Here is a 25,706-nt window from a genome sequence, read left to right on the forward strand (position 1 = left end):
TGAATGTGGTCAACATTATTTTCACGAAATCGATTTATTGGAAAATTCAAAGTTTTAATTCAAATTTCAAATTTCGTGGAAGTAAAAGTAAACTCTTTACACCATACATATTTTTATCATTCTTAAAAAGTAGATTGAATTTCTATTTAAAAAATGTAATATGATGTATAGCTGGTTATTATGTAAATTTATTGCTTAAAAAAAGTGGTAGATTGATATTAAAAAAGTAGTATTCAAGATTGTTTTAAACCTGAAAAGCTTCTTAATAAATAGATTTTTTTATTTTAAATTGGTTCCTATTCGCATTACTCTTGATTCAAATTGCTCACGAGGTCCTGCTGCTTTATTTTTTAATTGTGAACGGTAATTATAAATTGTGGATACAGAATAGCGAAGGAATATTGATATTTTTGCACTATCCTTGATGCCCAAACGGATGAGTGCAAAGATTCTTAATTCAGTATTAAGCAGTTCTCCTTCCTTCAATTGTGTTACTTCGTCATCAATCAGTAAAGCTGCAAATTCTTTGATAAAATTTGGAAAGAGCTGCAAGAATGTTTTGTCGAAATTACGGTAAAACTCCTTGAGCTCATTTTCAATAAACTGTTTCGATTTTATGGCACTTACGAGATCGTTCATTTTTCCTGTAGTTACCATTATATTCAATTTTCGACGGTATTCGTCTAGCTTGCCTATATAATCCGAACACTGATCCATGTAACGGCCAATGTATATTTCCTTCAAAAGGTTTGCTTCAGTAAGAGTGTAATTTGTCTCATTCAATTTTTCATTGAATGTATGTAATTCCTTATTCAGATCAGAAAGCTGGGTGTTCGCTAAACTTAAATCCTGCTTCGCTTTAGATAATTTCTTCATTTGCTTGTAGAGCAAAAAGAGTACTGCCAACAAAAATAATGATAAAATACTGGCACTTATTAAAAACAGAATTAATTGAAGTCGATTGGTTTCATTTTGTTTTTGATAGGACTCGTTGATGATAGGCATCATCTTAGATATTTCATAAGTCCGCAAGCGGGCATTGCAAAAAAGAGCATCTTCGAGGGACCGTTTTATATATTTATAAGCACGGTCTATATCTCCATTTTCATACATCAGAAAAGCCAAAGATCGCAACGAAATATATTCCTTTTTAGCCAATTGCAAATCGGATATGGCAGAAATTGTTAACCATTTTTTCTGCTGTTCATGGTCTTTTTTTTGGCGATAAGCCTGTGAAATAATATAGGCAATAACAGCCCGGTCAGGACTATTATGAGCAATATTCGGAAAATAATTATGTAGTAAATCAAGCGTCTCGTTATATTTTCCAGCATCAATAAGCGTACTGGACTTAGCCATAATGTATGGGCTTGTTTGAGGCATATAGAAATTTAACGAGGAGTCACGGTACTTTTTCGTTAGTAAAACATACTTTTCTTTTTCTTGAGGCGAAGATGCATAATCAGACATGTATCCATAAACAGCACTATTTACAGTAAAATAATAAGCCTTGAGATCGGGAGAAGTGTTGATGTTGATCTTATTAAGGATATCTGTTGCTTCCTTATACATCCCTAATGTTCCCATTATAGAAGCCAGATTTAATCGGGCATCATTTAGCTTTCTAACATCATTTAATTTTTCTGCTATTTGAAAACTCTTTCTTGCATAAATCAGGGCCGAGTCGGACTGATACGACTTGTATTCAGAGTACAATTTTCCATAAATCTCATGTTTTTGAAGATCAGTAGAAGTGTATTTCAGCAGTCCTTTGAGTTTGTTTATTTCATTCTCTTTTTTATTAGAATATAATTGATAATTATCTACCGTTTTGTCCAATTCATCTAACAATGAGTCAAAATTATTTTGAGCAAGAAGAAGAGCGGGAAATAGCGATACAATAACTAATGTCAAAAATCTATTCATTGTTTGTTCTTTGAAAGAATTAATTTTTTTTTCTATCTCATTCTACAAAACGAGAAGAAAATGAAAAGTCCGGTTGCTTAGTATTGCATTACATCAAACTGTCTTTCACAATCGGTAAACTATTTTTTTCAGCAGGAGCAATAACGGCATTGTCCAAAGTATTTGTAACTACTTTTGGGGTTGGTTTTATCTTCTGTTTGATAACAACCGCATCATTCAGTACAAATGGTGTAGGCATCATCCATCTTTCCCTTTTTGCGATGTTAAACAGCGGATTTTGTAACAAATCGAAAGAACTTTCCATTAATTCCATTTCCAAGACTGTAGCAATACTGATGCTGAATTGCATTTCCAAAGGTATATTATCAACGACGTAATAACTCAAGATTTTCTGTCCGTTTCGTTCGTATCTAGATCCTTTTTGGCCTAATGATGCCGCGCCGTTTGCTTTAAAATTATGAAAAACCATTTTTTCATTCGCGAAAATATCATAACGATTGACTTTTCGATTTGGTGAGATTTTGATTTTTAAATACCTTTGGTTGCCAATAATCCTGTCTTCAAGAAATTCTATGCTTGGTTTTGCTAAGGCTTTTACGGGAGCATCTGCCTGATAGGTAAGAACAGAGTTGTATTTGCTGTATAAAGGCGTTTCGTTTAATGCGCTTGCCTCTTTTGGATTTTCGCCTAGGTACCCTTTGGTCCATGCGTCAAGATTGGTGTCGTAGGTTAACCAGTTTGCTTTATTCGTATCGGCATTATATACATATAATAAACTGTTTGATTTGGCTTTTCCAAATTCATAACCTGAGTTGTAATGCGCTTTAACTAAAAAGCCAATCGCAAGAGCAAAAAACAGTAAAGACCAGATCCCTTTTTTGGCGAAAGCTCCAAAAACAGGCAATAGTAATCCAAAAGTCAATATTGTAAGAATAGCACTTCCAAACAGCACTTTGAGACCCAAACCGATTGGGAACATTTGGATGAATGGTACTATAATGATTAAAGAAGGGATGCTAAAAATAAGATTTAGCATTTTATTAGACCTCTGAGTCACAATAAAAACGCCAAAAATAAATAATCCAAAGTAAACCGGAATAATCAAAAATCCAGCTCCTTGTAGAACAAAAGCGAGAATTCCGTTAATTATAATCCATAGAAATAATGGTACTACGTAATGATTCATAGTAACTTTTTTAGCAGAAAAACTGTTGTAAAACGCTAAGCCTATCGCTAAGGCTAAAAGCACAAAAGCACAAATGTAATCGTGGCCATTATAGGTAAATCCGTTGAGTAAATCATTGTATTGGGGATAGACTTTCAATAGTATTTTCCATCCAAAGAATGTAATTAATCCAGTAACGATTAGGGAGCCTAAGAACGGAATAAATCCTTTTCCAATTTCCCGGAATGATAAAATGCGTTTGGCTCTTCCTAAAAACAGCAGGAAAATAAACAATCCTAAAGCGATTAGTACCATTGGTAAAACCCAGCTAAATGGATAGCTTATAAAAGTATATGGAATTGTGAAATAAACATCGTCTGTGGTTGCTTGGGTGGCACTCAAATCAGCATTCGAAAAATAATTTAACAACGGTACTAAGTAAGAGCCTTGATGTGTTAAGGTGTTTTTGCTCAAATGATCAATATCGTCCTGAGCGGTATGATAGTTAAAATGGTCATCAATAAAAGCAAAATTATATCCTTGAATATTTCCTTGTTCCCTGAAAACGGTTAAATCTGTATCATTGGGTAACATTTTGTAAATACTGTACATTAAGGAATTGGAGACGGGAAAAGTTGCATTAGCAGCAGCAAATTCCTGCACCAATCCTGCATTTCCTTTATTGGTTTCCATTAACATGTAACTCGGGCCCGAGGAGCCTCGTGCTTCAAAATTAAGCACTAAGCCTATTTGGTGTGCCCAACTATGTTTTGTAACAAAAAGGGCAGCACCATTTAATCCTAATTCTTCTGCATCTGAAAACAGAATGATGATATCATTTTTATGAGGTGTTTTATTGTACAAAAAAGCACGGACACTTTCTAAGATTGTTGCAACACCTGAGCCTGCATCACTTGCTCCGGGAGAATAGGAATGCGGGGCACTGTCATAATGTGTAAGTAACAGCAATGCTTTAGAATTAGAAGTTCCTTTTATTCGAGCCAAAATATTTTTTGACTTTACCAAATTTCCCCAATCACTCAAAGTGTATCCCTCTTGGATAGCGGTTTCCAGTCCTAATTTATTAAGTTCTTTTTGTAGATAATTCGCAACTATTTCATGATTATCAGAACCTACGTAATGAGGTTGTTTTGAAATGGCTTCCACTTGCTTCAAAGCTCTTTTGGTCGAAAATTCAGAAAGAGGGCTTTCATCTTCTGAGGTCCAATGCGGCATCATGGTAAAGTAAATCAATCCTAGAACTACTAGGATAAATAAACTGGCAAAAATTGAGGAGTAATCTTTTTTCATTGCTGGTTAGGTAGGTTTGGGGGTTGTGGTATTAAATGTCTTTTTTGACTAACATATAAAAATCATTCTCCAAGGGTAGGTAGCCTTGATCGTACAGAAAATAGTAGGTATTTCCTGTTTTGGTTTGTAGAATATTAGTAAAAAACTCGAAATCGAAACCTTTGCTGAGAAGTTTTGCTCGAGTGGATTTTGATTTTCCTTCAGTATTGAGTTCGGATAGAATGCGGTAATTTTTGCGTAACTTATTGTTTATATTACGCATGAAATTAGTGCTGTCCTTATTTATTTTGTTATTGTAAGCATTGCGACAACCGTCGCTGCAAAACTTTTTGTCTTCGCGGCCTACAATCTTCTCTCCACATTCTAAGCAGGTTTTATTCATGGATTGATTTTTCTAATTTCGTATAAATCAGTTCTACGGTCTTTTAGGATTCTGGCACTTCCATGCTCGTGAAGCTCTTTAAGTAGATTTACATCCACATCTACAATCAAGGTCATTTCAGTATTAGGGGTCGTTTCCGCTTTTATTCCGGTGCTGGGAAATGCGAAATCTGAAGGCGTAAAAACAGCGGTTTGTGCATATTGAATGTCCATGTTGTTTACTTTTGGAAGATTTCCAACACATCCTGCAATGGCTACATAACATTCATTTTCTATGGCCCTGGCCTGTGCACAGTGCTTTACTCTAGTGTAACCACTTTGAGTATCAGTTAAAAATGGTACAAATAAAATATTCATTTCTTCATCGGCCATTAATCTTGCCATTTCCGGAAATTCAACATCATAACAAATCATGATGCCTATTTTTCCACAATCGGTATCAAAAGTTTTAATTTGTGAGCCACCTTTCATTCCCCAATGCAGAACCTCATTTGGAGTTATGTGAATCTTATAATACATTTCAGAAGTTCCGTCTCTTTTGCAAAGAAAACCAACATTATACAAAGTGCCATTTTCTAAATAAGGCATGCTTCCTGAAATGATATTAATGTTATAAGATATCGCAAGTTCCTGAAATTTTTTGCGAATAGGGTCTGCATATTTTGCAAGCTCTCTAATGGCATCAGGTTCCGCCAGGTGATTGTAATCTGCCATAAGTGGGGCAATAAACAACTCCGGAAAAAGGGCGAAATCACTTTTATAGCCGGATACAGCATCAATAAAAAATTCTGCCTGCTCAAATAGAGCTTCTAAGTTTATCAGTGGACGCATTTGCCACTGGATTAATCCAAGTCTTATTATGCTTTTTTGAGTATTTATTAACTGAGGACTTTCATCATAATAAATATTATTCCATTCTAATAGTACAGCAAATTCTTTGGAATCAATGTCTCCTGGCAGATAGTTTTTCATAATTCTCATCACGTGAAAATCATTACTCAATTGAAAGGAAAGCACAGGGTCATGTAATTCTTTTAGTTTGACTTTGTCGATATATTTTTTCGGGGTCAGTTCTTTAGCGTATTTACTGTAATTTGGGATTCTTCCGGCAAAAACGATAGCCTTCAGGTTCAATTTTTCACACAATTCTTTTCGGGCGTCATACAATCGTCTACCAAGACGTAATCCCCTATAGTCAGGATGAATAAAGACATCTATTCCATATAATATTTCTCCTTTTGGATTGTGTGTCGAGAAAGTGAAATTCCCGGTTATTTTAGCATAATCTGGATTTTTATCAACCAAAATTTCGGGGACAATTAACGATAATGCAGCGCCCACCACTTTTTTATCCGCAATAATTACGAATTGTCCTTCAGAAAATAAGTCCAGTAGTATTTCAATATCCTTTTCTTTCCAATACGAGTCTACAAGCTCTGGATAGGACTTTACCATTGATTTTTTCAATTCCTTATAATCTTCAATCTTCAGATTTCGTAATTCTACTTTTTTTATTTTGGCCAGCATAAGGAGTTGATTTTGACCAAATATAACTAAATTTTTCCATTTACAAACGCTTACAAATAGTTACAACCGAAAGTAAACAGTTAGTAACCGAATACTTTTTAGAAGTCACCGCATCTTTGCAATGTTGATTTGAAAGAACAATTCAACAAAACATACACTAACATTTAAACAGTATACGCCATGAGCTCATTAAGAAACAAAGTACAGTTAATTGGACACGTTGGGAGTGATCCAGAAATCAAAATTTTTGACGGAGGAAAAAAATTAGCCAATTTCAATCTGGCGACAAATGAAAGTTACAAAAATGAGAAGGGAGAAAAAGTAGAAGAAACGCAGTGGCATAAACTCGTAGCTTGGGGTAAAACAGCTGAAATCATTGAGAAATACGCAGCTAAAGGAAAAGAAATTGCCGTCGAAGGTAAATTGACATATAGAAGTTATGATGATAAAAACGGTGAAAAACGTTATGTGACCGAAGTAGTGGTTAACGAGGTATTGCTTTTAGGGAAATAGTGTCCAGATAGCAGAATTCGGTCAGTTTGCAGCTATTGTAATATTGTAAACTGTGCTCAAATAAAAAGACCATCGATAGCCATCGATGGTCTTTATTATATAGTATTGTAACTGTGTGGCGTGACTGAATAACTAATTATTCCGTTTCTTTATCCAAATCAAATCTAGGGCAACGCTTACAACGTTTGTCTTCGCCTTTTTTATAACTTTCGCAGCATTTTGACTTGAGTTTTCCTTTGGTGCCATCCTTTTTAAGGAGCCCTTTTTTGTCCTTTTTCTTTTCCTTATTTTTCTTCTTTTTACTCAAATTTTCAAAGAATTAAAATCAAGTTATAGTGTTCTAAAAAGTTTATTTAGAGTCTTTTTCTGCAGAGCCGTTTAAAGTCATTTGTTGCATGTCTCTGTCAAATAAATATAAACCACCTTTATCATCCCCAATTAAATTTATTTTATCTAAAATAAGTTTGGCCTGCGCTTCCTCTTCAATTTGTTCTGCTACATACCATTGCAAAAAGTTATGTGTAGCATAGTCCTTTTCAGAAAAGGAAAGATGAACCAGTTCATTTATTGAATCAGAAACGAAAATTTCGTGTTTATAAAGTTCTTCAAACATTTCCTTGAATGTTCCGTAGCTAATTTTAGGAGCCTTTAGTTCGCTTACTTTTGCATGACCACCTCTTTCATTTATATAGCGTACCAATTTAAGCATGTGTGCACGTTCTTCATCAGATTGAGCATACATAAATTTTGAAATTCCTTCTAAGCCATGAGTTTCTGCCCAAGAAGCCATAGAAAGATAAGTTTGAGAAGATTCTGCCTCAATGCGAATCTGATGATTTAACGCGAGCTCTATATTTTTTGATAGCATAGTAGTGAGTTTTAAGTAAAGTTACAAAAAATACTTATTTACGGGTTCATAATATCCTAAAAAATAATGTAAAAATTGAGCTAGATGTAGGTTGTCTGTTAATTGATTAATTCAGATGAGCTGATTGCAGTATAGTTCTTTTTCTGTTTTCTGAAGCTATCATTTTTCCAAAAGAAATCTTAAGCAGCTACGGGGAGATGATCCCCCAAATAAGAAAATAGAAGAGTAGTAATCCTCAGGTCCTGAAAAAATAGTTTTTCATATAACACAAAAAATTTGGACATAAAAAAAGCCCTAAAAGAAATTTCCTTTAGGGCTTTTTGATATGAAGAATTAGATTATTTTACTCTGAAAGTAACTTTTCTAACTAATTTTCTAGCACCGTCTGAATCTTTATCAACTGAAGTATCTTCACCTGCTGCGATTACATTTAATCTAGATGCATCAATATTAGCTTTCACTAAAATGTTTTTCACATTATTAGCTCTTGCATTAGATAATTTATCATTGTATGCAGATCTTCCTAATTCGTCAGCATGACCAATAATGTCAACTGAAGCAGAAGGATTGTTTCTCAAGTACGTTAAGATAAAATCAATACCTTCAGTAGAAACGTTAGTTGGTTTAGATTTGTCAAAGTCAAAATAAGTAGCAACATAACCACCATTGATTAAACTTTTGATCAATTCGTTATCGTATACACCATTAGCATCACCAGTTTTACTTGCGTAATTTTTCATGATGTAATCTTCTGTTTCGTCAGGAACGTTATTGTTGTTCTTGTCAATTGATCTACCTTTAGTATCTACCATTGCACCAGCAGCAGTATTTGGTTCTTGATCCAAGTAATCAGCTACACCGTCATTGTCAGCATCAAGCATTTTTGTTTCGATAGCTGTAAGTCTGTTGTCAATAACATTGAATCTATCTTCATTGTCAAGAACCCAGTCAGCATGTTTTACATTTTTACCTAAGTAAACAGTAATACCTGCAGTACCGTTAAAAAGGATTCCACCGAAACCTCTAGTATTTGATGAACTAGCTCCGTCAAAAGCCATGTTTTGTTTTGCATTAAGAATTGTTGTAAAATCTCCTGTTAATGAGATTCTGTCAGACAATTTAATTTGACCAGTTAAACCTGCCATGAAGTTACCCATTCTGTCTTTTCTATAAGAAGGATCTTCTCTTTCTAATAAAGACAAACCAACTCCAGCATGACCTAATAAGCCAATAGTTTGAGTCCAAGTTTCAAAACTCATGATTCTTCCTAAGTTAGCAACACCTTGTAAGTCTACTCTGTAGTACTTAGTGTCGAAATCAATAGATTCTTTTTTACCTGTGAAACTGTTGTAACCAAAATCAGCTTTCAAACCAAATTTGTTGTTAAACATGTAACGAACACCTAAATCAACAACATAAGGACTTATTAGTGAAGTTGTATAACCTGCACTCATAGGTCTTTGAGGTTTGTTAAAACCGCCAGCTAATTCAACTGACCATTTGTTAAAAGCATCTTCTGTGCTCTTTACAGTTTCTTCAGTTTGAGCACTCATAGTAGTCATAACAGAAGCAAATACTAAAGTAAGTATGATTTTTTTCATATTGTTTCAATTTTAATTTAATGCAAAAATACATCACAATATTTAATTAAAAAACCCAAACCGTTAATTATATAAGTATTAATAATTATTCTGTAATGATAACAAGTGGGTTTTTAATTCAAAACATTGGTTATCAGTATTTTGAATATAATATAGGAAAATATTTATTTTTTTAAAATTTATAAAATAACAGAAAATCACTGTATTTTATGCTTAAAACGGCACTTATTTAGTCACTATAGAGAAGAGTTTTAGATTGAAAGCGTCTTTTTATCACGTACTCTAATCACCTAACGGTAAACCAATTTTAACTATTTATAGGCAAAGTCGTTACGCTATTCCAGCCTTTTTAAAACTTCTGTTATTTTTTCAAAAGTATTGAAATTTTCATGTTCTACTTTATGATCAATTTTTTCGTGTGCCCAAGTCGTATGAAACGGTATATGAACTGCGTGTCCGCCAATGGCCAAAACAGGTAGAATATCGGATTTTAATGAATTTCCAATCATAAAAAATTCAGAAGGTTTTATTTCTAATCTTTTAATCAGGTCAGCGTAATCAATTTCTTGCTTATCCGACATCACTTCGATATGGTGAAAATAATGACCTAATCCCGAATTATGAAGTTTTCGGCGTTGGTCCAATAAATCGCCTTTGGTAGCGACAACCAATTTGTATTTGTCTTTTAATGCTTCTAGAGTTTCTTCTACGCCATCCAATAAAACGATAGGTTTTTCAAGTAGTTCCTTTCCGTACTGAATGATTTTTTGAATGATTTCAATAGGGATAGTATTGTTCGATATGGACATCGCTGCTTCAATCATCGAAAGAATATACCCTTTGATTCCGTAGCCGTATAATCTAAGATTGTCAATTTCCACTTTAAAAAGTTCTTTGGAAATTCCTTGATGTGACAAATAGTCTTCCATCAGACCACAGAATTTTTTCTCCGTTTCATCAAAATACGTTTCGTTGATCCATAAGGTATCATCGGCGTCGAAAGCAATTACTTTTAGGTTCATATTTGTGATATTTAAAAGACGAATTTCACAAATTAACAGAAATTAATTCATGCCAATCTGTGAAATTAGTGTTTGGATTTTTCTTTAATTTATGGTCTCTCCATTTGCAACATTATCGGTGTCAGGGTTCACAAAAGCCAATTTTCCTTCAGTATTGGTAGTCATTAAAATCATACCTTGACTCTCCACGCCACGAAGGTTTCTTGGCGCTAAATTCACTAATACAGTCACTCGTTTTCCAACAATATCTTCAGGCTTAAAACTTTCGGCAATTCCTGAAACGATTGTGCGAACATCAATTCCTGTGTCTACTTTCAAAATCAAAAGCTTGTTGGCTTTTGGCATTTTTTCGGCTTCTAGAATTGTTCCTACACGAATATCCATTTTGGCAAAATCCTCAAATTGAATCGCTTCTTTTTGTGGTTCAGCTTTTTTGTTTTCAGCACTATTGGCAGTTTTAGTTGCTTCCAGTTTATCTATTTGTTTTTGGATTTCTTCGTCTTCGATTTTAGCAAAAAGCAATTCAGCTTCATCAATTTGATGTCCGGCCGGAATCAGGTCAGAAGTATCTGAAATTGTGTTCCAGCCTATTTTATCTTCAATTTTTAGAATTCTGGAAAGCTTCTTTGCGGTAAAAGGTAAAAACGGTTCACACAAAACGCTCAATGCGGCAGCAATTTGCAAGGCTACATACATTTGTGTTTGAACACGGTCCGGATTGTCTTTGACAACTTTCCAAGGCTCTTCATCAGCTAAATATTTATTTCCTAAACGAGCCACATTCATCAATTCGCTCAAAGCTTCACGGAATCTGTATCGTTCTACGGAACTTGAAATGACTGCCGGATAAGCTTTCAATTCGGTTAAAGTAGCTTGATCTACCTCCGAAAGTTCATTCGGTTGAGGTACGATTCCATTGTAATATTTATTGGTTAAAACCACTACACGATTAATGAAGTTTCCATAAATTGCAACCAATTCATTGTTATTTCTTGCCTGAAAATCTTTCCAGGTAAAATCATTGTCCTTTGTTTCAGGAGCATTTGATGTCAATGCATAACGCAAAACATCTTGCTGATTTGGAAATTCTTCTAAATATTCGTGCAGCCAAACTGCCCAATTTTTTGAAGTTGACAATTTGTTTCCTTCTAAATTCAAAAACTCATTTGCAGGCACATTGTCTGGTAAAATATAGCTTCCTTCTGCTTTCAACATCGCAGGGAAAATGATGCAATGAAAAACGATATTATCTTTTCCAATAAAGTGAACCAGTTTTGTGTCCTGATCTTTCCAGTAAGGCTCCCAATCTTTTCCTTCACGTAAAGCCCATTCTTTAGTAGATGAAATATAGCCAATTGGTGCATCAAACCACACGTATAATTTTTTTCCTTCGGCACCTTCAACCGGGACATCAATTCCCCAATCCAAGTCGCGAGTTACCGCACGAGGTTCTAATCCACCATCAATCCATGATTTTACTTGCCCGTAAACATTGGGTTTCCAGTCATTTTTATGCCCAACAAGAATCCATTCTTTCAAGAAATCTTCATATCGATCCAAAGGTAAAAACCAGTGTTTCGTAGATTTCAAAATTGGAGTTTCTCCGGTAATTGTCGATTTTGGATTAATCAGATCCGTAGCATTTAGCGTAGAGCCACATTTTTCGCATTGGTCACCGTATGCTTCTTCGTTGCCACATTTTGGGCAGGTCCCAACAACAAAGCGGTCTGCTAGAAATTGATCTGCTTTTGCATCATACAATTGCTCCGTTATTTCTTCAATAAAATCACCTTTGTCATACAGTTTTCTAAAAAATTCAGAAGCGGTATCATGATGAATTTTAGCCGAAGTTCTGGAATAATTATCAAACGAAATTCCAAAATCAGAGAATGATTTACGAATGATTCCGTCATATTTATCGATTACCTCCTGTGGCGTAATGCCTTCTTTTTTGGCTTTCATCGAAATTGCCACGCCGTGTTCGTCGCTTCCGCAAACAAACAAAACGTCTCTTCCTTGTAATCTTAAATATCTGGAATATATGTCCGAAGGCACGTAAACACCCGCCAAATGGCCGATGTGAATCGGTCCGTTCGTATAAGGCAATGCCGCTGTAATCGTATATCTTTTTGGATTCTGTATCATAACTCAATTTTAGTGACCGCAAAAATAAGCAATAGAATTGAGTCCCGACGCTTCGGGATAAGGTTTTTATTAGGAGCTGCTTCCCGCTATTCGTTGCAATCTTGTTGTTAAAAAAAAAGGAATAAGGATTTTTTAATGCAAGGGTCTTTTACTGGACTCTTATAAAGATTAAAGTTAAGTGAAGTAATCAGGGCAGTATTTTAGGGTGTCGATAAATTTAATGTCAATAATTTAATAGAGATAAATCACATTGTATTTCTTTTCTGTTTTAATTTAACTGAAATTTGCAATAATAGTATTTAAACATAAAAAGTATGGAATTTGGTAGAATAATTATTTCAGAAACCGCAATGAATAGTGAAAATCTCCAAGACGTTATTCACTCTAATATTTCGGTAATCAACTTAATGCGTGAGGAAGGTGTTGACGATGATTTGATTCACGAAGATGCTTTAATGAGTTATTATTTAGACTATTATGTGTCACAATATACAGAAGGAAATTTTGCTCAATTTGTTTTTAATTCGGGTTGGAATACCGAGTTAAACGAGTTGATAGAAGAAGGTCTGGCACTGGTTGGCGCTGAAAAACATTTGGAATTATTCAGACAGCAATGCAAAAAAGTAAAATTAATGAGCAGTGTAAAGTTGAATAAATTCCTGAAAGGGAAGCTGGAAGGAGTAAATCCTATCAGAGGCTTGCTTAACAACGATGCTTTTTTTGAAATTGAAGAGAACCTGATTGCTTTGAATGCTGGTTTTTTAAAAACACATCCGGATTTCGAAGTGTTGTCTGTAGACACTATGTTTGCAACGTTGGAGGAATTTGTAGGTCATGAGATTAAAAGAGAATAGATAACTTTTCATCAAAACTTTGTCCCATTTCTATCAAACATTTCCTTAAATTTGCTACCATTATTATAAAAGTAGAGTTATAAAAATCAAGCTATGTTACAAATCGCATTTATTAGAGAGAATCAGGAAAAAGTAATCAAGGCTTTGGCAAAGAGAAACATCGATGCTACAAGTGTTGTTGAAGAAGTGGTACAACTGGATGAAAAACGTCGCGCGACCCAAGTGGAGTTAGACGGTATTTTATCTGAATCTAATAAATTATCCAAAGATATTGGCGAATTGATGAAAGGCGGAGAAAAATCGAAAGCCGCTATCTTAAAAGAAAAAACAGTTTTATTAAAAGAAAAAAGCAAGAAATTAGCTGAAACTGCTGATACGCTAGCCGCAGAACTCTTAGAAAAATTATATACATTACCCAATCTTCCGGCAGATATTGTTCCTGTTGGAAAGACACCAGAAGAAAACGTAACCGTTTTTGAAGCTGGTGAAATTCCGGTTTTGCACGAAGGTGCACAGCCACATTGGGAATTAGTAAAAAAATACGATATCATTGATTTTGAATTAGGAGTAAAAATTACAGGTGCAGGTTTTCCGGTTTATAAAGGAAAGGGAGCGAAGTTACAACGTGCATTAATCAATTATTTCTTAGATAAAAATACTGCTGCAGGTTACAATGAAGTTCAAGTTCCACATATGGTTAACGAAGCATCTGCATATGGGACAGGACAACTGCCTGACAAAGAAGGACAAATGTACCACGATGCTGCCGATGATTTATACTTAATTCCAACAGCTGAGGTTCCAGTAACAAATTTGTTTCGTGATGTAATCCTGAACGAAAATGAATTACCGGTTTTAACTACGGCTTACACGCCTTGTTTTCGAAGAGAGGCAGGTTCATATGGTGCACATGTGCGGGGATTAAACCGTTTGCACCAATTTGACAAAGTTGAAATTGTACGCGTTGAACATCCTGATAAATCTTATGAAGCATTAGATGGAATGGTAGAACACGTGAAAAGCATTCTTCAGGAATTAAAATTACCCTATAGAATTTTACGTCTTTGTGGTGGCGATATGGGATTTACATCTGCTTTGACATATGATTTTGAAGTGTTTTCTACCGCGCAGGATCGTTGGTTAGAAATTAGCTCGGTCTCTAACTTTGAGACTTTTCAAGCGAATCGCTTGAAATTACGTTTCAAAGACAAAGACGGAAAAAACCAATTAGCACACACCTTAAATGGAAGTTCATTGGCATTGCCAAGAGTTTTGGCAGGAATTTTAGAAAATTACCAAACTCCGGAAGGAATAGTAATTCCAGAGGTTTTACGTCCGTATTGTGGGTTTGATATTATAGATTAAATAGTTTGCAGGTATCAGTCACAGAAAATGAAACTGTGACTGAAAGCTGTGACTGCGACTAAAAATGGATAATGAAAATGAAAAAGCTCTTTCTATATATCACTTTGTCATTCTCGCTATTTGCCTTCGCCCAAAACGAACAATTGGCGCAGTATTATTATGACAAAGGCGATTTTGAAAAAGCAAAAATCAGTTATGAAGAGCTACTGGAAAATCTTCCACAAAACACGCAGTATTTTTTAAGAACAATCGAATGTTATCAACAATTACAACAGTTTTCTATTGCCGAAAAAGCGATACTGGATCGACTCGATAAATACAAACAAGGAAATCTACTGGTAGAATTGGGATACAATTACCAGTTGCAAAAAAATGATGCTAAGGCCAAAATTTACTACGAACAGGCATTAGACCGAATAAAAAAAAATCTAAATGAAGTGTACGGAATCTCAAACTCTTTTGAAAAAAAAGTGTTGCTGGAATATGCTTTAAAATCCTATCAGACGGCAACGGAATTAGAATCTAATTTTAATTTCAATTATCAGATAGGGTTGCTTTATGGTCAATTGGGCAATCAGGAAATGATGATTACTACCTTTCTTAATGAAGCCTATGCAAATCCCCAAAATTCGATATTGATTCAAAATCAGCTGTCTCGTTTTATGGTTGATGAAGGTGATGCCAACTTTGGTGAAACACTGCGCAAAGCGTTAATTATTAGAACACAAAAAAATCAGGATCTTTTTTGGAATCATTATTTGAGCTGGTATTATGTACAGCAAAAAGAATTTGAAAAAGCATTTATTCAGGAGAAAGCCATTTACAAGCGTGACCCTGAATCGCTTGGTAATATCGTAAATTTAGCACAATTGGCTATTGAAGAAGACAACCAGGAAGTAGCTAAGGAGATTCTTGGTTTTGTATTGGAAAACACAAAAAATTTAGAACTTTTAGTTCAGGCGAATTCCTATTTGATTAAGATGAAAATAGAAAAGGCGAAAGAAAAAGAATATGCCACTATTAATACAGAATTGGAAGGTTTGTTGAAACAATATGAAATAAGTCCTTTTACCTTATCTTTGCAGCTGATTCAAGCACATTTTGTAGCTTTTAATTTGAAAAAACCGGAGGAAGGAAAAGCTATTGTTAAAAAAGCAATGGAGTTAGAATTGGATGATTATGAAGTGGCTCTGACCAAAATGGAATTGGCGGATATTCTGCTTTACGAAGAAAAATTCAATCAGGCTTTGATCTATTATTCACAGATTGAACTGGATTTAAAAAATGATGTGGTGGCGCACGAAGCGAGTTTGAAAGCCGCTAAGACCAGTTATTTCAAAACTGATTTTATATGGGCTTTGAAACAGTTCAAGGAATTAAAATCAGCAAATACACAATTGATAGCCAATGATGCTTTAGAATATTTTCTGTTAATCAATGACAATACGGTTGCTGATTCAACACAAGCAGCTTTGAAAGAATTTGCAAAAGGAGATTACCTTTTATATCAAAATAGAAACCAGGAAGCAGTAAAACATTTTCAGACCTTGTTGAAAAATTATAAAGGGAAGGAAATAGAGGCGGTGACGGTATTGCGTTTGGGTAAAATTTATGAAAAAACCGGTGATTTTACTATGGCTTTAAGCCAATATCAAACAATTATTGACCAACACAATGAAGGGATTTATATAGACGAAGCGTTGTATTTTTCTGCCGAAATTTATAGCAAAAAATTACAACTGCCCGAAAAGGCAAAACCATTATACGAAAAGATAATTTTCAATCATCAGGACAGTATTTATTTTGTGGAAGCTAGAAAAAAATTCAGGCAATTGCGAGGTGATACGAATTTATAAATTATTGATTAACAGGTTTGTTTTTAACCAGTTAATCAAATCAATACTAAAAAGTAAGAAATGATAATATACAACGTTACCACAAACATACATGAAAGTGTTCACGATCAATGGATGATTTGGATGCAACACAAACACATTCCTGAAATTCTGGCTACAGGGAAATTCTCATCTGCAAGAATGGTAAGGGTTTTAATTGAAGAAGAAATGGGTGGAGTGACGTATTCTGTTCAATATACCACAGATAGCAAAGAAACTTTGGAGCGATATTACCAGGAAGATGCACCCGCTTTTCGCGAAGAAGGATTGAAATTGTTTGGAGATAAAATGCTCGCTTTTAGAACCGAATTGGAATTGATTTCAGATCATTAAAAGAAAGTTTTCACTCCCAGTATCAGTTGGTGATAGTTTTCTGGATATTAAAATAAATAAATACGCATTGAACCTTTGCGACTTCGTGGCAAAACAATAGACAAAATGGAAAAAGTAAAAGCCAAAAAACACCTCGGACAACATTTTCTTAAAGATGAAAGCATCGCTAAAGACATCGCTGATACTTTGAATTTAGAAGGATATGATGATGTATTAGAAATAGGTCCCGGAATGGGTGTTTTGACAAAATATTTGTTGGACAAACCAATTAGCACTTATGTTATTGAAATCGATACAGAATCAGTAACGTATTTAGATGAGAATTATCCCAAATTAAAGGATAAAATCATTTCTAAAGATTTTCTGAAATATAACATCAACGAGATTTTTGAGGGAAAGCAATTTGCTATCATTGGGAATTTCCCGTATAATATTTCGACTCAAATCGTGTTTCGTGCTTTAGAATATCGTGATCAAATTCCTGAATTTGCAGGAATGTTCCAAAAAGAGGTGGCACAGCGTATTTGCGAAAAAAAGGGAACAAAAGCGTATGGAATTCTGTCAGTTTTAGTTCAGGCTTTTTATGATGCCGAATATCTATTTACAGTAGATGAAAATGTATTTATCCCACCACCAAAAGTAAAATCAGGTGTTTTACGTTTGCGTAGGAAGAAAGATTATAGCCTGCCTTGTGGTGAAAAATTGTTTTTTACAGTAGTGAAAACTGCTTTTCAACAACGTCGCAAGACTTTGCGGAATAGTTTAAAAACCCTAAATTTGTCCGATAGTTTAAGAGAAGACAAAGTATTTGACCTTCGTCCGGAACAGCTTAATGTAGAACAGTTCATAGAACTTACCCAAAAAATAGAAGCCGATGGAGTTTAAAATCAGCAAAGAACTAATCCAAGAATTAGAGCAACTCATTCAAAGTAAAAACGACCAACAGCTGGAAGTTTTATTGAATGATATGCACCACGCTGATATTGCCGAAATTCTCGATGAACTCGATTTTGAAGAGGCAACCTATATTTTTAGAGTATTAGACAGTGATAAAACGGCAGAAATTCTTCTTGAATTAGAAGATGATTTGCGAGAGAATATACTAAGCAGGCTTTCGGCAAAAGAGATTGCGGAGGAATTAGATGAGCTGGAAACCAATGATGCGGCTGATATTATCGCGGAACTTTCACAAGATCTAAAAGCGGAAGTAATATCAGAATTGCAAGACGTTGAGCATGCCAAAGACATTGTAGATTTGCTTCGCTATCAAGAAGATACCGCCGGTGGAATCATGCACAAGGAATTGGTTAAAGTCAACGAAAATTGGACCGTACTCACCTGTGTAAAAGAAATGCGTATTCAGGCCGAAAACATTTCAAGAGTCCATTCTATATATGTAGTTGATGATGAAGACCGATTGAAAGGACGATTATCACTCAAGGATTTATTAACCACTTCGTCCAGAACCGCAATTAGCGATGTTTACATCCGAAAGTTAAATTCTGTAAAAGTGGATACCGAAGACGTTGAGGTTGCCCGAATTATGCAAAAATACGATTTAGAAGCTATTCCGGTAGTGGATGAATTAGGGCGTTTGGTGGGAAGAATAACCATCGATGATATTGTGGATGTAATCAAGGACGAAGCCGATCAGGATTACCAATTGGCGGCTGGTATCTCACAGGATGTCGAAGCCGATGATAGTATTATGGAATTGACCAAAGCGCGTTTGCCTTGGTTGGTTTTAGCACTTTTGGGAGGTTTTATAACGGTAAGGGTACTCGGATTATTTGAAGGAGCCATGTTGGATCATGGGAATTTATTCTTTTTCACGCCACTTATTGCAGCGATGGCGGGCAATGTAGGCGTTCAATCTTCGGCGATTATTGTTCAAGGTTTGGCTAATAATACTTTGAGCGGTTCTTTGTTTAACCGATTGATAAAAGAAATATCATTAAGTTTATTAAACGGAGTGATTCTGGCAGTCATATTATTTTTGGGCAGTCATTTTCTGTTGAATGTTGAAATCATCATTGGTATTATTGTAACCATAGCGTTAATTTCGGTTATTATTATCGCATCGCTTATTGGAACCTTTATTCCCTTGTTACTCGATAAATTTGGGATTGACCCCGCACTGGCAACCGGACCGTTTATTACGACAAGCAATGATATTTGTGGAATCCTTATCTATTTTTCGATCGCAAAATTGATTTTAGGATTTTAATAACAAATTTTTTTAGAAATTAAAATACGCAGTAAATTTAAATAAATACAAAACTAACTAACACTTTTCCTGGCTTTCCCTTTTTTGGTCAACGTCAGGGCAAGGAAAACTACAACCAGAATGAAAGTACACATCATTGGCGGAGGAAATTTAGGCGTTTCGATTGCATTAGGAATATCAAAATTTTCACAAGAAAACCAAGTTACCGTAACTAGAAGAAATACAGCCAGTATCCTATACCTTGAAAAATTAGGAGTAACGGTTTCTACTAATAATATCCATCAGATTCAGGAGGCCGATGTTATTATTTTGACCATAAAACCCTATCAGGTCGATACCGTTTTGGCCGAAATACTTCCAGCGATTTCCAATAAAGTTATCGCTTCGGCAGTGAGCGGGTTGTCCATCGAAAATTTGCAAAAGAAGATAGGCGATTCTAATAGTGCTATAAGAATCATGCCTAATATTGCGGCTCAATTTGGCGCATCAGCAACTTGTATTGCATTTCATGAAAAAGACAAAGAGAAGGCGAAAGATGTAGTCGCGCTTTTTCAGAGTTTAGGAACTGCTCCGATCATTGACGAAAAATTAATGGATGCTGCAACGGTTCTTGCCGCTAGTGGAACTGCTTTTGCATTGCGTTACATTCGTGCTTCGATGCAAGCCGGAATCGAAATAGGATTTGACTGGCAAACTGCATTAGCCATTTCAGCACAAACCGTAAAAGGTGCCGCTGAAATGCTACTCGAAGAAAAAGGTCATCCTGAACAATTAATCGACCGTGTAACCACGCCACAAGGCTGTACCATAGCTGGATTGAATGAAATGGAATTGCACGGATTCAGTTCATCATTAATCAAAGGAATCAAAACCTCTTTAAAACAAATAAAGGGATAGACTTCTTGTAGGAATGTTCCCTATTACAAAAAGGATCTTGTCAACTAACAGTTGATAAGATCCTTTATTTGTTATGCGGTCAGTCTATCCTCGAGTGCGGTAGCTTTCTGAGGTATTAAAGTAAGAAAAAAATCAACAGCCAGTAATCGCATGCATCAATGTTTTAGTTGTTTGTCCTTCGAAAAATTAAGAGCGTTTCCTTTGCTAGCTAATTGTAAATTCATTTGAATAAATAGTATATTTGAAAAAAAACACCATGAAAAAGCTACTTCTAATAACCCTTTTTTTAATTGCGACCTGTTATACTGCAAATGCCCAGCAAAATAAGCAAAAACAAATGCTCAGACATGTCGTTATGTTTGGATGGAAAGCCGGTACCAATTCTGCAGATATTGATAAAGTGGTAACTGCTTTCAAAAATTTGGAACATAAAATTGCATTAATCAAATCGTTTGAATGGGGGATCAATAACAGTCCTGAAAATTTGAATAATGGTTTAACCCATTGTTTTATATTGACATTCAATAATGAAGCCGATAGAGACGCTTACTTGATTCATCCCGATCACAAAGCTTTTGGGGCTATTTTGAATCCAATTCCTGAGAAAATAACTGTGCTTGATTATTGGGCTCAATAACGAAAGTAAAGTATAGCATTAGGAAGTGAAATCGGTTTTAAGGGAAAAGGAAATGACAAGTGTGTATTTTAAGATTTAACTATTTAGCTGCTTTCAAACTAAATTTCAACCATAAAAAACCCACAGTTCCAGCAATAAAAGAAGCGAGTAGAATCGCAATTTTGGAATACGTAATAATTTCTTCTCCGTCATTTTTAAAAGCAAGAAGTGTAATGAAAATAGACATTGTAAATCCAATTCCGCCTAGCATTCCTGCTCCAATGATACTGCTCCACTTTAGGTCTTTAGGTAAGGTGCAAATTCCTAAACTAACGGCCAGTAATGAAAATAACCAAATCCCTAATGGTTTTCCCACAACAAGACCCAATATAATTCCAATCGTGTTGGAATGATTCAATCCTTCATGCCAGTCTTGACCAATTGCGATACAAGTATTTGCTACAGCAAATAAAGGCAGTATGAAAAAGGCCACCGGTTTGTGTAAAAAATGCTGTAATTTATAGGAAGAAGTTTTTTTACCTCCATTACCAAAAGGAATTACAAAGGCTAGCAATACTCCAGTTATAGTGGCGTGAACACCAGAATTTAACATAAAATACCACATCGCTGCTCCGCCAGCCACATAAGGAATAAGACTGTGAACCTTTCTTCTGTTCAGGATAAATAGTCCGCCCATGATAGTAAAAGCAATAAATAGATTGACAAAGGCAATGGTTTTTGTATAGAAAACGGCAATCACTATAATAGCGCCTAAATCATCAATTACGGCAAGAGCAGTTAGGAATATTTTGAGAGACGTAGGAACACGATTTCCTAAAAGCGACAGGATTCCAATGGCAAAAGCAATGTCAGTAGCCATTGGAATCCCTGCTCCATTCTGTGTTGCCGTTCCAAAATTCAACAGTAAAAAGATTCCGGCAGGAACAATCATGCCTCCCAAAGCGCCAAAAATCGGTAAAGCGGCATTTTTAATACTGGATAGTTCTCCCTGATAAATTTCGCGTTCTAATTCTAAACCAATTAAAAGAAAAAAAATAGCCATTAAGCCGTCATTGATCCAATGTGTTATAGAATGACTGCCGACATTGGTTTCCCAAAACGCAATGTATGCTGTCTGAATGGGTGAATTGGCTAATAGAAGAGAGAGTATAGTTACAAAAAGTAATAAGAGTCCTCCCGCTTTTTCACTTTCAAAAAAAGCGTTGAATGTTTTTGTTAACCTCATTTTTTAGTTTTCAAATACTACAATTATTCCATTTGTAATAAAAATTAAGAACGCTAATTTACGAATTTAGGGTCTAATTTCTTTCGTTAAAATAATAAACCGTAATTTTTTTGTTAATTTGAAGGATCAAAAAAACATTATATTTTATGGATATTAAAATCCTTCATATCGATAGCAATCATTCCTTACTATGGGATCAACTACAGCATTCCGGATTTATAAATCATAGCGATTTCACCTCTTCAAAAGAGGAAATTGAAGCTAAAATCCAAGACTATCAGGGAATTGTCATTCGCAGTAGATTTAAAATTGATAAGGCTTTCTTGGACAAAGCAACTAATCTGCAATTTATTGCTCGTGTAGGGGCAGGATTAGAAAGCATCGATTGCGAATATGCAGAGTCCAAAAACATTACACTTATCGCTGCTCCGCAAGGGAACCGGAATGCAGTAGCGGAACATACATTAGGTATGATTTTATCCCTTTTTAATAAATTGAACCAAGCCGATAGTGAGGTAAGAGCGGGTCATTGGAATAGGGAAAGCAATCGCGGCTACGAATTAGAGGGAAGAACTGTCGGGATTATCGGTTACGGAAATATGGGAAAAGCATTTGCGAAAAAACTCCGTGGTTTTGATGTGGAAGTGTTGTGTTACGATATTCAGGAAAATGTAGGTGATGTAAACGCGAAGCAGGTTTCATTAGAAGAATTTCAACAAAAGGCGGATGTAGTGAGTTTACATATTCCTTGGACTCCTGAAACGGACAAAATGGTTGATAGGGAATTTATTAATGCATTTGCTAAACCCTTTTGGATTATCAATACCTCTCGCGGCAAAAATATTGTCACAGCTGATTTGGTTGCTGCGATGAAATCAGGTAAAATACTCGGAGCTGGTCTGGATGTTTTGGAATATGAAAAATTATCTTTTGAAACCCTTTTTAACGATAAAAATACACCCGAAGCTTTTCAGTATTTATTACAAGCTAAAAATGCGATTCTGACGCCACATATCGCAGGCTGGACATTCGAGAGCCACGAACGTTTGGCACAAGTAATAGTTGATAAAATAAAAGCGAAGTATTTTGGGGAAGCCAAAGCTGAGTTGCTTGCAAAACGAGTTACTGGAATTGGCGGTTTCTTTTTTAAATCAAAGAATCCTAAAGAACTGGTGGCTTGGTATGGAAAACATTTAGGTTTAAAAACCGATGAATATGGATCTACCTTTTGGTGGAAAGACAAGGAAGGAAATGACTGTTCTACACAATGGTCGCCATTTGCTTCTGATACTACATATTTTGCACCTAGCGAAAAACCATTCATGCAAAATTTCAGAGTGGATGATTTAGAAAATTTATTAAAAAAATTATCAGATGAAGGTGTAACAATTGTAGGCGAAGTGGAGACCTATGAGTATGGAAAATTTGGTTGGATTTTAGATATCGAAGGAAATAAAATCGAACTTTGGGAACCGATTGATTCAGCATTTCAATAAATTTTATATTTTTAATCACTGAAAAACAACTTTATAACACAATCTATGGAAAATTCAAAACATGAAGGATGGAATATTCCTCCACCTGCTCAACAAGAAAATAAGAAGATAGTTGCAGGGATTTTAGCTATTCTTTTAGGAGGATTGGGCGTTCATAAATTTATATTAGGGTATACGAAAGAAGGAATTATCCAACTTATTCTTGGTTTTTTATGTGGTATAGGATTTGTAATTGGCCTTATTGAAGGAATAATCTACTTAACAAAAACCGACGAAGAGTTTTATCAAACCTATCAGGTTGGTAAGAAAGGTTGGTTCTAAAGCATAAAAAAATCCCGAAAATTTTGGGATTTTTTTTATTTAAGCTGAAATCAATCTTCCTTTTCACTCAGTTTTCGTTCCAGTTCTGCCTGAAATTCTTCCATTACAGGCTTCATGGTGCTTTCTGGAATATCTGCAATTCTGATGTACATCAATCCGTCGACGGCATTATTGAACAGTGGATCTACATTAAATGCAACCACTTTTGCATTTTGTTTAATATATTTTTTAATCAAAACAGGCAAGCGTAAACTTCCCGGTTCCAGCTCGTCAATAATTTTGTCAAACTTGTTCAAATCAGATTCGGCTTCATCAAAAATGAAATCCTTATCAGCATCTTTTAGTTTTACTTTATAGGCTTTCTTTGGATGAATGTATTGCGCGATATAGGGGTCGTAATAATTAGATTTCATAAATTCAATCATCAGCGATTTGGAGAAGTCAGAAAATTGATTGCTTATGCTCACGCCTCCCAGTAAAAACTTATGCTCTGGATAACGCAACGTGGTGTGCATAATTCCTTTCCAAAGCAAGAAAAGTGGCATCGGTTTCTGTTGGTATTCTTTGATGATAAAAGCGCGACCCATTTCTATAGATTTGTGCATCATATCATGTAATTCTGGTTCAAATCGGAAAAGATCATTGAGGTAGAAACCATTTATTCCGTATTTCGGATAAATTTCTGATCCTAGTCCCATTCGGTAAGCACCGGCAATTTTACAGGCATCACTATCCCACAAAAATAGGTGATGGTAATATTGATCATGCTTGTCCAAATCGATAGATTCGTTTGTTCCTTCACCCACTTCGCGAAAAGTGATTTCTCGGAGGCGACCAATCTCATGTAAAATATTCGGAATTTTAGATGCTTTAGCAAAGAAAACTTCATAGTTTTTACTTTGTAAAAGTCTGCAATCCGTACTTCGTAATGCATCTACTTCCTTAATCATTTTGTCCTGATTAGCGGCTGTAACAATTTTTTTCGGACTTTTTGGAATTTTTAAAGTTGGGGTTGGCAAAAAAGTACTTTCTTTTTCAAAGGGATTTGCCAGCATGTATGTTTTCTTTCTCAAAAATTCTGAATATTCCTCTATCGTTGTGAACTCATTTTGTTCATTTACTGAAATAGGTTTACCAATGCGTACTTTAATCACGCGGTGTTTTTGGCTAAACACTTCCGAGGGCAATTTTGCAGTTCTAAAAGTGCTGCTTATTTTAGAAAGCAAATAAAATAACCGACTGTTTTTGGCATGAAAATAAATAGGAACAACAGGGACCTGAGCCTTTCTGATTACCTTAATCGCGCCTTCTTCCCAAGGTTTGTCTACCATTAATTTTCCATCCTTATAGGTGGAAACTTCTCCAGCAGGAAACATTCCCAATGGTTTTCCATCACTCAGATGGCGCAACGTTTCTTTAATTCCCACCACACTCGATTTAGCATCCTTATGATTTTCAAAAGGATTTACCGGCATGATATATTTTTTGAGCGGTCTGATTCTGTGCAAGAGAAAATTGGCAATAATTTTGAAATTTGGTTCTCTTTCGAGCATCAATTTCAATAGTAAAACACCATCTATTCCTCCAAGTGGATGATTTGAGATAGTGATATAAGCACCCTCTTTTGGTAAACGTTTTAAATCCTCTTCCGGGATTTCGAATTTTATTTGTAAATCATCCAGTATTCCATTTAAAAACGAAACATCTTTCAAATGTTTGTTTCTGTTGTATACTTTGTTTAAGGTAGAGATTTTTAGCACCTTCATCAGCATCCAGCCGGAAAAAGTACCTAGTACTCCGTACTTATCAGCATTTATCGCTTTTGCAACTTCTTTAGCGGTTACTAAACCCATGTATTTTTGTTTTTTTAGAGCAAGAAACAAAGATAGCAAAAAACTCCATTTTCTCTATTTTTCTCAATCAAACTTCTACTTTTTTATTACATTTGAAACCCATACAAAAAATAATATGTTTCTTTCGATAAAATGAAAAAAGAA

At 35.1% G+C, this 25,706-nt stretch carries 21 protein-coding genes and 1 pseudogene; 12 read left to right on the forward strand and 10 right to left on the reverse strand.

The annotated features are described in order from the left end of the window. Positions 1 to 279: 279 nt before the first annotated feature. The 4 genes from ACNQGN_RS08520 to ACNQGN_RS08535 all read right to left on the reverse strand — a co-directional run bounded on the left by ACNQGN_RS08520 (position 280) and on the right by ACNQGN_RS08535 (position 6,310). Positions 280 to 1,926, reverse strand: coding sequence for a DUF6377 domain-containing protein (locus tag ACNQGN_RS08520; RefSeq protein WP_417987405.1), 1,647 nt, complete (start codon positions 1,924 to 1,926; stop codon positions 280 to 282). Positions 1,927 to 2,014: 88 nt separating this feature from the next. Further along, positions 2,015 to 4,402: a M28 family peptidase gene (locus ACNQGN_RS08525; protein ID WP_417987406.1), complete on the reverse strand. Its 2,388-nt coding sequence runs from the start codon at positions 4,400 to 4,402 to the stop codon at positions 2,015 to 2,017. A 31-nt stretch (positions 4,403 to 4,433) separates the two neighbouring features. Further along, entirely contained in the window at positions 4,434 to 4,784 is a 351-nt protein-coding gene (locus tag ACNQGN_RS08530; protein ID WP_416851661.1) for a hypothetical protein, read from the reverse strand. Beyond that, positions 4,781 to 6,310, reverse strand: coding sequence for a GNAT family N-acetyltransferase (locus tag ACNQGN_RS08535; RefSeq protein WP_417987407.1), 1,530 nt, complete (start codon positions 6,308 to 6,310; stop codon positions 4,781 to 4,783). Before ACNQGN_RS08535 ends, ACNQGN_RS08530 begins: the two co-directional genes overlap by 4 nt. Positions 6,311 to 6,490: 180 nt before the next feature. Between ACNQGN_RS08535 and ACNQGN_RS08540 the strand changes: the two genes are divergently transcribed. Beyond that, positions 6,491 to 6,823 carry a single-stranded DNA-binding protein gene (locus ACNQGN_RS08540; protein ID WP_417987408.1) on the forward strand — a complete coding sequence of 111 codons (333 nt, stop codon included), beginning with the start codon at positions 6,491 to 6,493 and terminating at the stop codon, positions 6,821 to 6,823. A 349-nt stretch (positions 6,824 to 7,172) separates the two neighbouring features. Here ACNQGN_RS08540 and ACNQGN_RS08545 read toward each other — a convergent pair whose 3' ends face one another. The 4 genes from ACNQGN_RS08545 to metG all read right to left on the reverse strand — a co-directional run bounded on the left by ACNQGN_RS08545 (position 7,173) and on the right by metG (position 12,459). Next, complete coding sequence (locus tag ACNQGN_RS08545) at positions 7,173 to 7,691, reverse strand: ferritin (RefSeq protein ID WP_417987409.1); 519 nt, start codon at positions 7,689 to 7,691, stop codon at positions 7,173 to 7,175. 338 nt (positions 7,692 to 8,029) lie between these two features. Next, entirely contained in the window at positions 8,030 to 9,292 is a 1,263-nt protein-coding gene (locus ACNQGN_RS08550) for an OmpA family protein (protein ID WP_417987410.1), read from the reverse strand. 335 nt (positions 9,293 to 9,627) lie between these two features. Further along, complete coding sequence (locus ACNQGN_RS08555) at positions 9,628 to 10,314, reverse strand: HAD family hydrolase (protein ID WP_417987411.1); 687 nt, start codon at positions 10,312 to 10,314, stop codon at positions 9,628 to 9,630. Between the two features lie 84 nt (positions 10,315 to 10,398). Next, entirely contained in the window at positions 10,399 to 12,459 is a 2,061-nt protein-coding gene (metG, locus tag ACNQGN_RS08560; RefSeq protein ID WP_417987412.1) for a methionine--tRNA ligase, read from the reverse strand. Positions 12,460 to 12,773: 314 nt separating this feature from the next. On the opposite strand from metG, the gene ACNQGN_RS08565 reads away from it, so the two are divergent. The 8 genes from ACNQGN_RS08565 (at position 12,774) to ACNQGN_RS08600 (ending at position 20,667) form a co-directional block, all read left to right on the forward strand. Continuing rightward, positions 12,774 to 13,313: a DMP19 family protein gene (locus ACNQGN_RS08565; RefSeq protein ID WP_417987413.1), complete on the forward strand. Its 540-nt coding sequence runs from the start codon at positions 12,774 to 12,776 to the stop codon at positions 13,311 to 13,313. A 93-nt stretch (positions 13,314 to 13,406) separates the two neighbouring features. Then, the gene (serS, locus tag ACNQGN_RS08570) at positions 13,407 to 14,678 is read left to right on the forward strand and encodes a serine--tRNA ligase (RefSeq protein ID WP_417987414.1); all 1,272 of its coding nucleotides are present in this window, start codon (positions 13,407 to 13,409) and stop codon (positions 14,676 to 14,678) included. Between the two features lie 77 nt (positions 14,679 to 14,755). Beyond that, positions 14,756 to 16,534 (forward strand): tetratricopeptide repeat protein, encoded by a 1,779-nt coding sequence (locus ACNQGN_RS08575; protein ID WP_417987415.1) that lies wholly within the window; start codon positions 14,756 to 14,758, stop codon positions 16,532 to 16,534. 60 nt (positions 16,535 to 16,594) lie between these two features. Further along, positions 16,595 to 16,906, forward strand: coding sequence for a DUF4286 family protein (locus ACNQGN_RS08580; RefSeq protein ID WP_417987416.1), 312 nt, complete (start codon positions 16,595 to 16,597; stop codon positions 16,904 to 16,906). A 105-nt stretch (positions 16,907 to 17,011) separates the two neighbouring features. Then, complete coding sequence (gene rsmA, locus ACNQGN_RS08585) at positions 17,012 to 17,791, forward strand: 16S rRNA (adenine(1518)-N(6)/adenine(1519)-N(6))-dimethyltransferase RsmA (RefSeq protein WP_417987417.1); 780 nt, start codon at positions 17,012 to 17,014, stop codon at positions 17,789 to 17,791. Beyond that, positions 17,781 to 19,133, forward strand: a complete 1,353-nt coding sequence (gene mgtE, locus ACNQGN_RS08590; RefSeq protein ID WP_417987418.1) for a magnesium transporter — start codon at positions 17,781 to 17,783, stop codon at positions 19,131 to 19,133. The genes rsmA and mgtE overlap by 11 nt, the downstream gene beginning before the upstream one ends. Before the next feature lie 120 nt (positions 19,134 to 19,253). Beyond that, entirely contained in the window at positions 19,254 to 20,030 is a 777-nt protein-coding gene (proC, locus tag ACNQGN_RS08595) for a pyrroline-5-carboxylate reductase (RefSeq protein ID WP_417987419.1), read from the forward strand. A 256-nt stretch (positions 20,031 to 20,286) separates the two neighbouring features. Beyond that, positions 20,287 to 20,667: a Dabb family protein gene (locus ACNQGN_RS08600; RefSeq protein ID WP_417987420.1), complete on the forward strand. Its 381-nt coding sequence runs from the start codon at positions 20,287 to 20,289 to the stop codon at positions 20,665 to 20,667. 79 nt (positions 20,668 to 20,746) lie between these two features. On the opposite strand, the gene nhaA is transcribed toward ACNQGN_RS08600, so the two are convergent. Continuing rightward, entirely contained in the window at positions 20,747 to 21,892 is a 1,146-nt protein-coding gene (nhaA, locus tag ACNQGN_RS08605; RefSeq protein WP_417987421.1) for a Na+/H+ antiporter NhaA, read from the reverse strand. 146 nt (positions 21,893 to 22,038) lie between these two features. Here nhaA and ACNQGN_RS08610 point away from each other — a divergent pair. The 3 genes and pseudogenes from ACNQGN_RS08610 to ACNQGN_RS08620 form a co-directional block, all read left to right on the forward strand. After that, positions 22,039 to 22,977, forward strand: a pseudogene (locus ACNQGN_RS08610) (2-hydroxyacid dehydrogenase); the annotation flags it as partial. A gap of 21 nt (positions 22,978 to 22,998) precedes the next feature. After that, complete coding sequence (locus tag ACNQGN_RS08615; protein WP_417987489.1) at positions 22,999 to 23,388, forward strand: VOC family protein; 390 nt, start codon at positions 22,999 to 23,001, stop codon at positions 23,386 to 23,388. A gap of 45 nt (positions 23,389 to 23,433) precedes the next feature. Further along, positions 23,434 to 23,709, forward strand: a complete 276-nt coding sequence (locus ACNQGN_RS08620) for a TM2 domain-containing protein (protein WP_417987422.1) — start codon at positions 23,434 to 23,436, stop codon at positions 23,707 to 23,709. A gap of 50 nt (positions 23,710 to 23,759) precedes the next feature. Here ACNQGN_RS08620 and ACNQGN_RS08625 read toward each other — a convergent pair whose 3' ends face one another. Next, positions 23,760 to 25,562: a GNAT family N-acyltransferase gene (locus tag ACNQGN_RS08625; protein ID WP_417987423.1), complete on the reverse strand. Its 1,803-nt coding sequence runs from the start codon at positions 25,560 to 25,562 to the stop codon at positions 23,760 to 23,762. Positions 25,563 to 25,706: the final 144 nt, after the last annotated feature.

The sequence above is a fragment of the Flavobacterium rhamnosi genome (genome assembly GCF_048286515.1).
In the GTDB taxonomy this organism is placed as follows: domain Bacteria; phylum Bacteroidota; class Bacteroidia; order Flavobacteriales; family Flavobacteriaceae; genus Flavobacterium.

Coding starts and splice junctions, on each gene's coding strand:
- ACNQGN_RS08600 (WP_417987420.1), top strand. CDS start 20,287: ATGAAAAAGCTACTTCTAATAACCCTTTTTTTAATTGCGACCTGTTAT.
- ACNQGN_RS08535 (WP_417987407.1), bottom strand. CDS start 6,310: ATGCTGGCCAAAATAAAAAAAGTAGAATTACGAAATCTGAAGATTGAA.
- ACNQGN_RS08540 (WP_417987408.1), top strand. CDS start 6,491: ATGAGCTCATTAAGAAACAAAGTACAGTTAATTGGACACGTTGGGAGT.
- ACNQGN_RS08550 (WP_417987410.1), bottom strand. CDS start 9,292: ATGAAAAAAATCATACTTACTTTAGTATTTGCTTCTGTTATGACTACT.
- ACNQGN_RS08575 (WP_417987415.1), top strand. CDS start 14,756: ATGAAAAAGCTCTTTCTATATATCACTTTGTCATTCTCGCTATTTGCC.
- ACNQGN_RS08625 (WP_417987423.1), bottom strand. CDS start 25,562: ATGGGTTTAGTAACCGCTAAAGAAGTTGCAAAAGCGATAAATGCTGAT.
- ACNQGN_RS08525 (WP_417987406.1), bottom strand. CDS start 4,402: ATGAAAAAAGATTACTCCTCAATTTTTGCCAGTTTATTTATCCTAGTA.
- metG (WP_417987412.1), bottom strand. CDS start 12,459: ATGATACAGAATCCAAAAAGATATACGATTACAGCGGCATTGCCTTAT.
- ACNQGN_RS08530 (WP_416851661.1), bottom strand. CDS start 4,784: ATGAATAAAACCTGCTTAGAATGTGGAGAGAAGATTGTAGGCCGCGAA.
- nhaA (WP_417987421.1), bottom strand. CDS start 21,892: ATGAGGTTAACAAAAACATTCAACGCTTTTTTTGAAAGTGAAAAAGCG.
- ACNQGN_RS08520 (WP_417987405.1), bottom strand. CDS start 1,926: ATGAATAGATTTTTGACATTAGTTATTGTATCGCTATTTCCCGCTCTT.
- ACNQGN_RS08620 (WP_417987422.1), top strand. CDS start 23,434: ATGGAAAATTCAAAACATGAAGGATGGAATATTCCTCCACCTGCTCAA.
- ACNQGN_RS08580 (WP_417987416.1), top strand. CDS start 16,595: ATGATAATATACAACGTTACCACAAACATACATGAAAGTGTTCACGAT.
- ACNQGN_RS08555 (WP_417987411.1), bottom strand. CDS start 10,314: ATGAACCTAAAAGTAATTGCTTTCGACGCCGATGATACCTTATGGATC.
- rsmA (WP_417987417.1), top strand. CDS start 17,012: ATGGAAAAAGTAAAAGCCAAAAAACACCTCGGACAACATTTTCTTAAA.
- mgtE (WP_417987418.1), top strand. CDS start 17,781: ATGGAGTTTAAAATCAGCAAAGAACTAATCCAAGAATTAGAGCAACTC.
- ACNQGN_RS08545 (WP_417987409.1), bottom strand. CDS start 7,691: ATGCTATCAAAAAATATAGAGCTCGCGTTAAATCATCAGATTCGCATT.
- ACNQGN_RS08565 (WP_417987413.1), top strand. CDS start 12,774: ATGGAATTTGGTAGAATAATTATTTCAGAAACCGCAATGAATAGTGAA.
- serS (WP_417987414.1), top strand. CDS start 13,407: ATGTTACAAATCGCATTTATTAGAGAGAATCAGGAAAAAGTAATCAAG.
- proC (WP_417987419.1), top strand. CDS start 19,254: ATGAAAGTACACATCATTGGCGGAGGAAATTTAGGCGTTTCGATTGCA.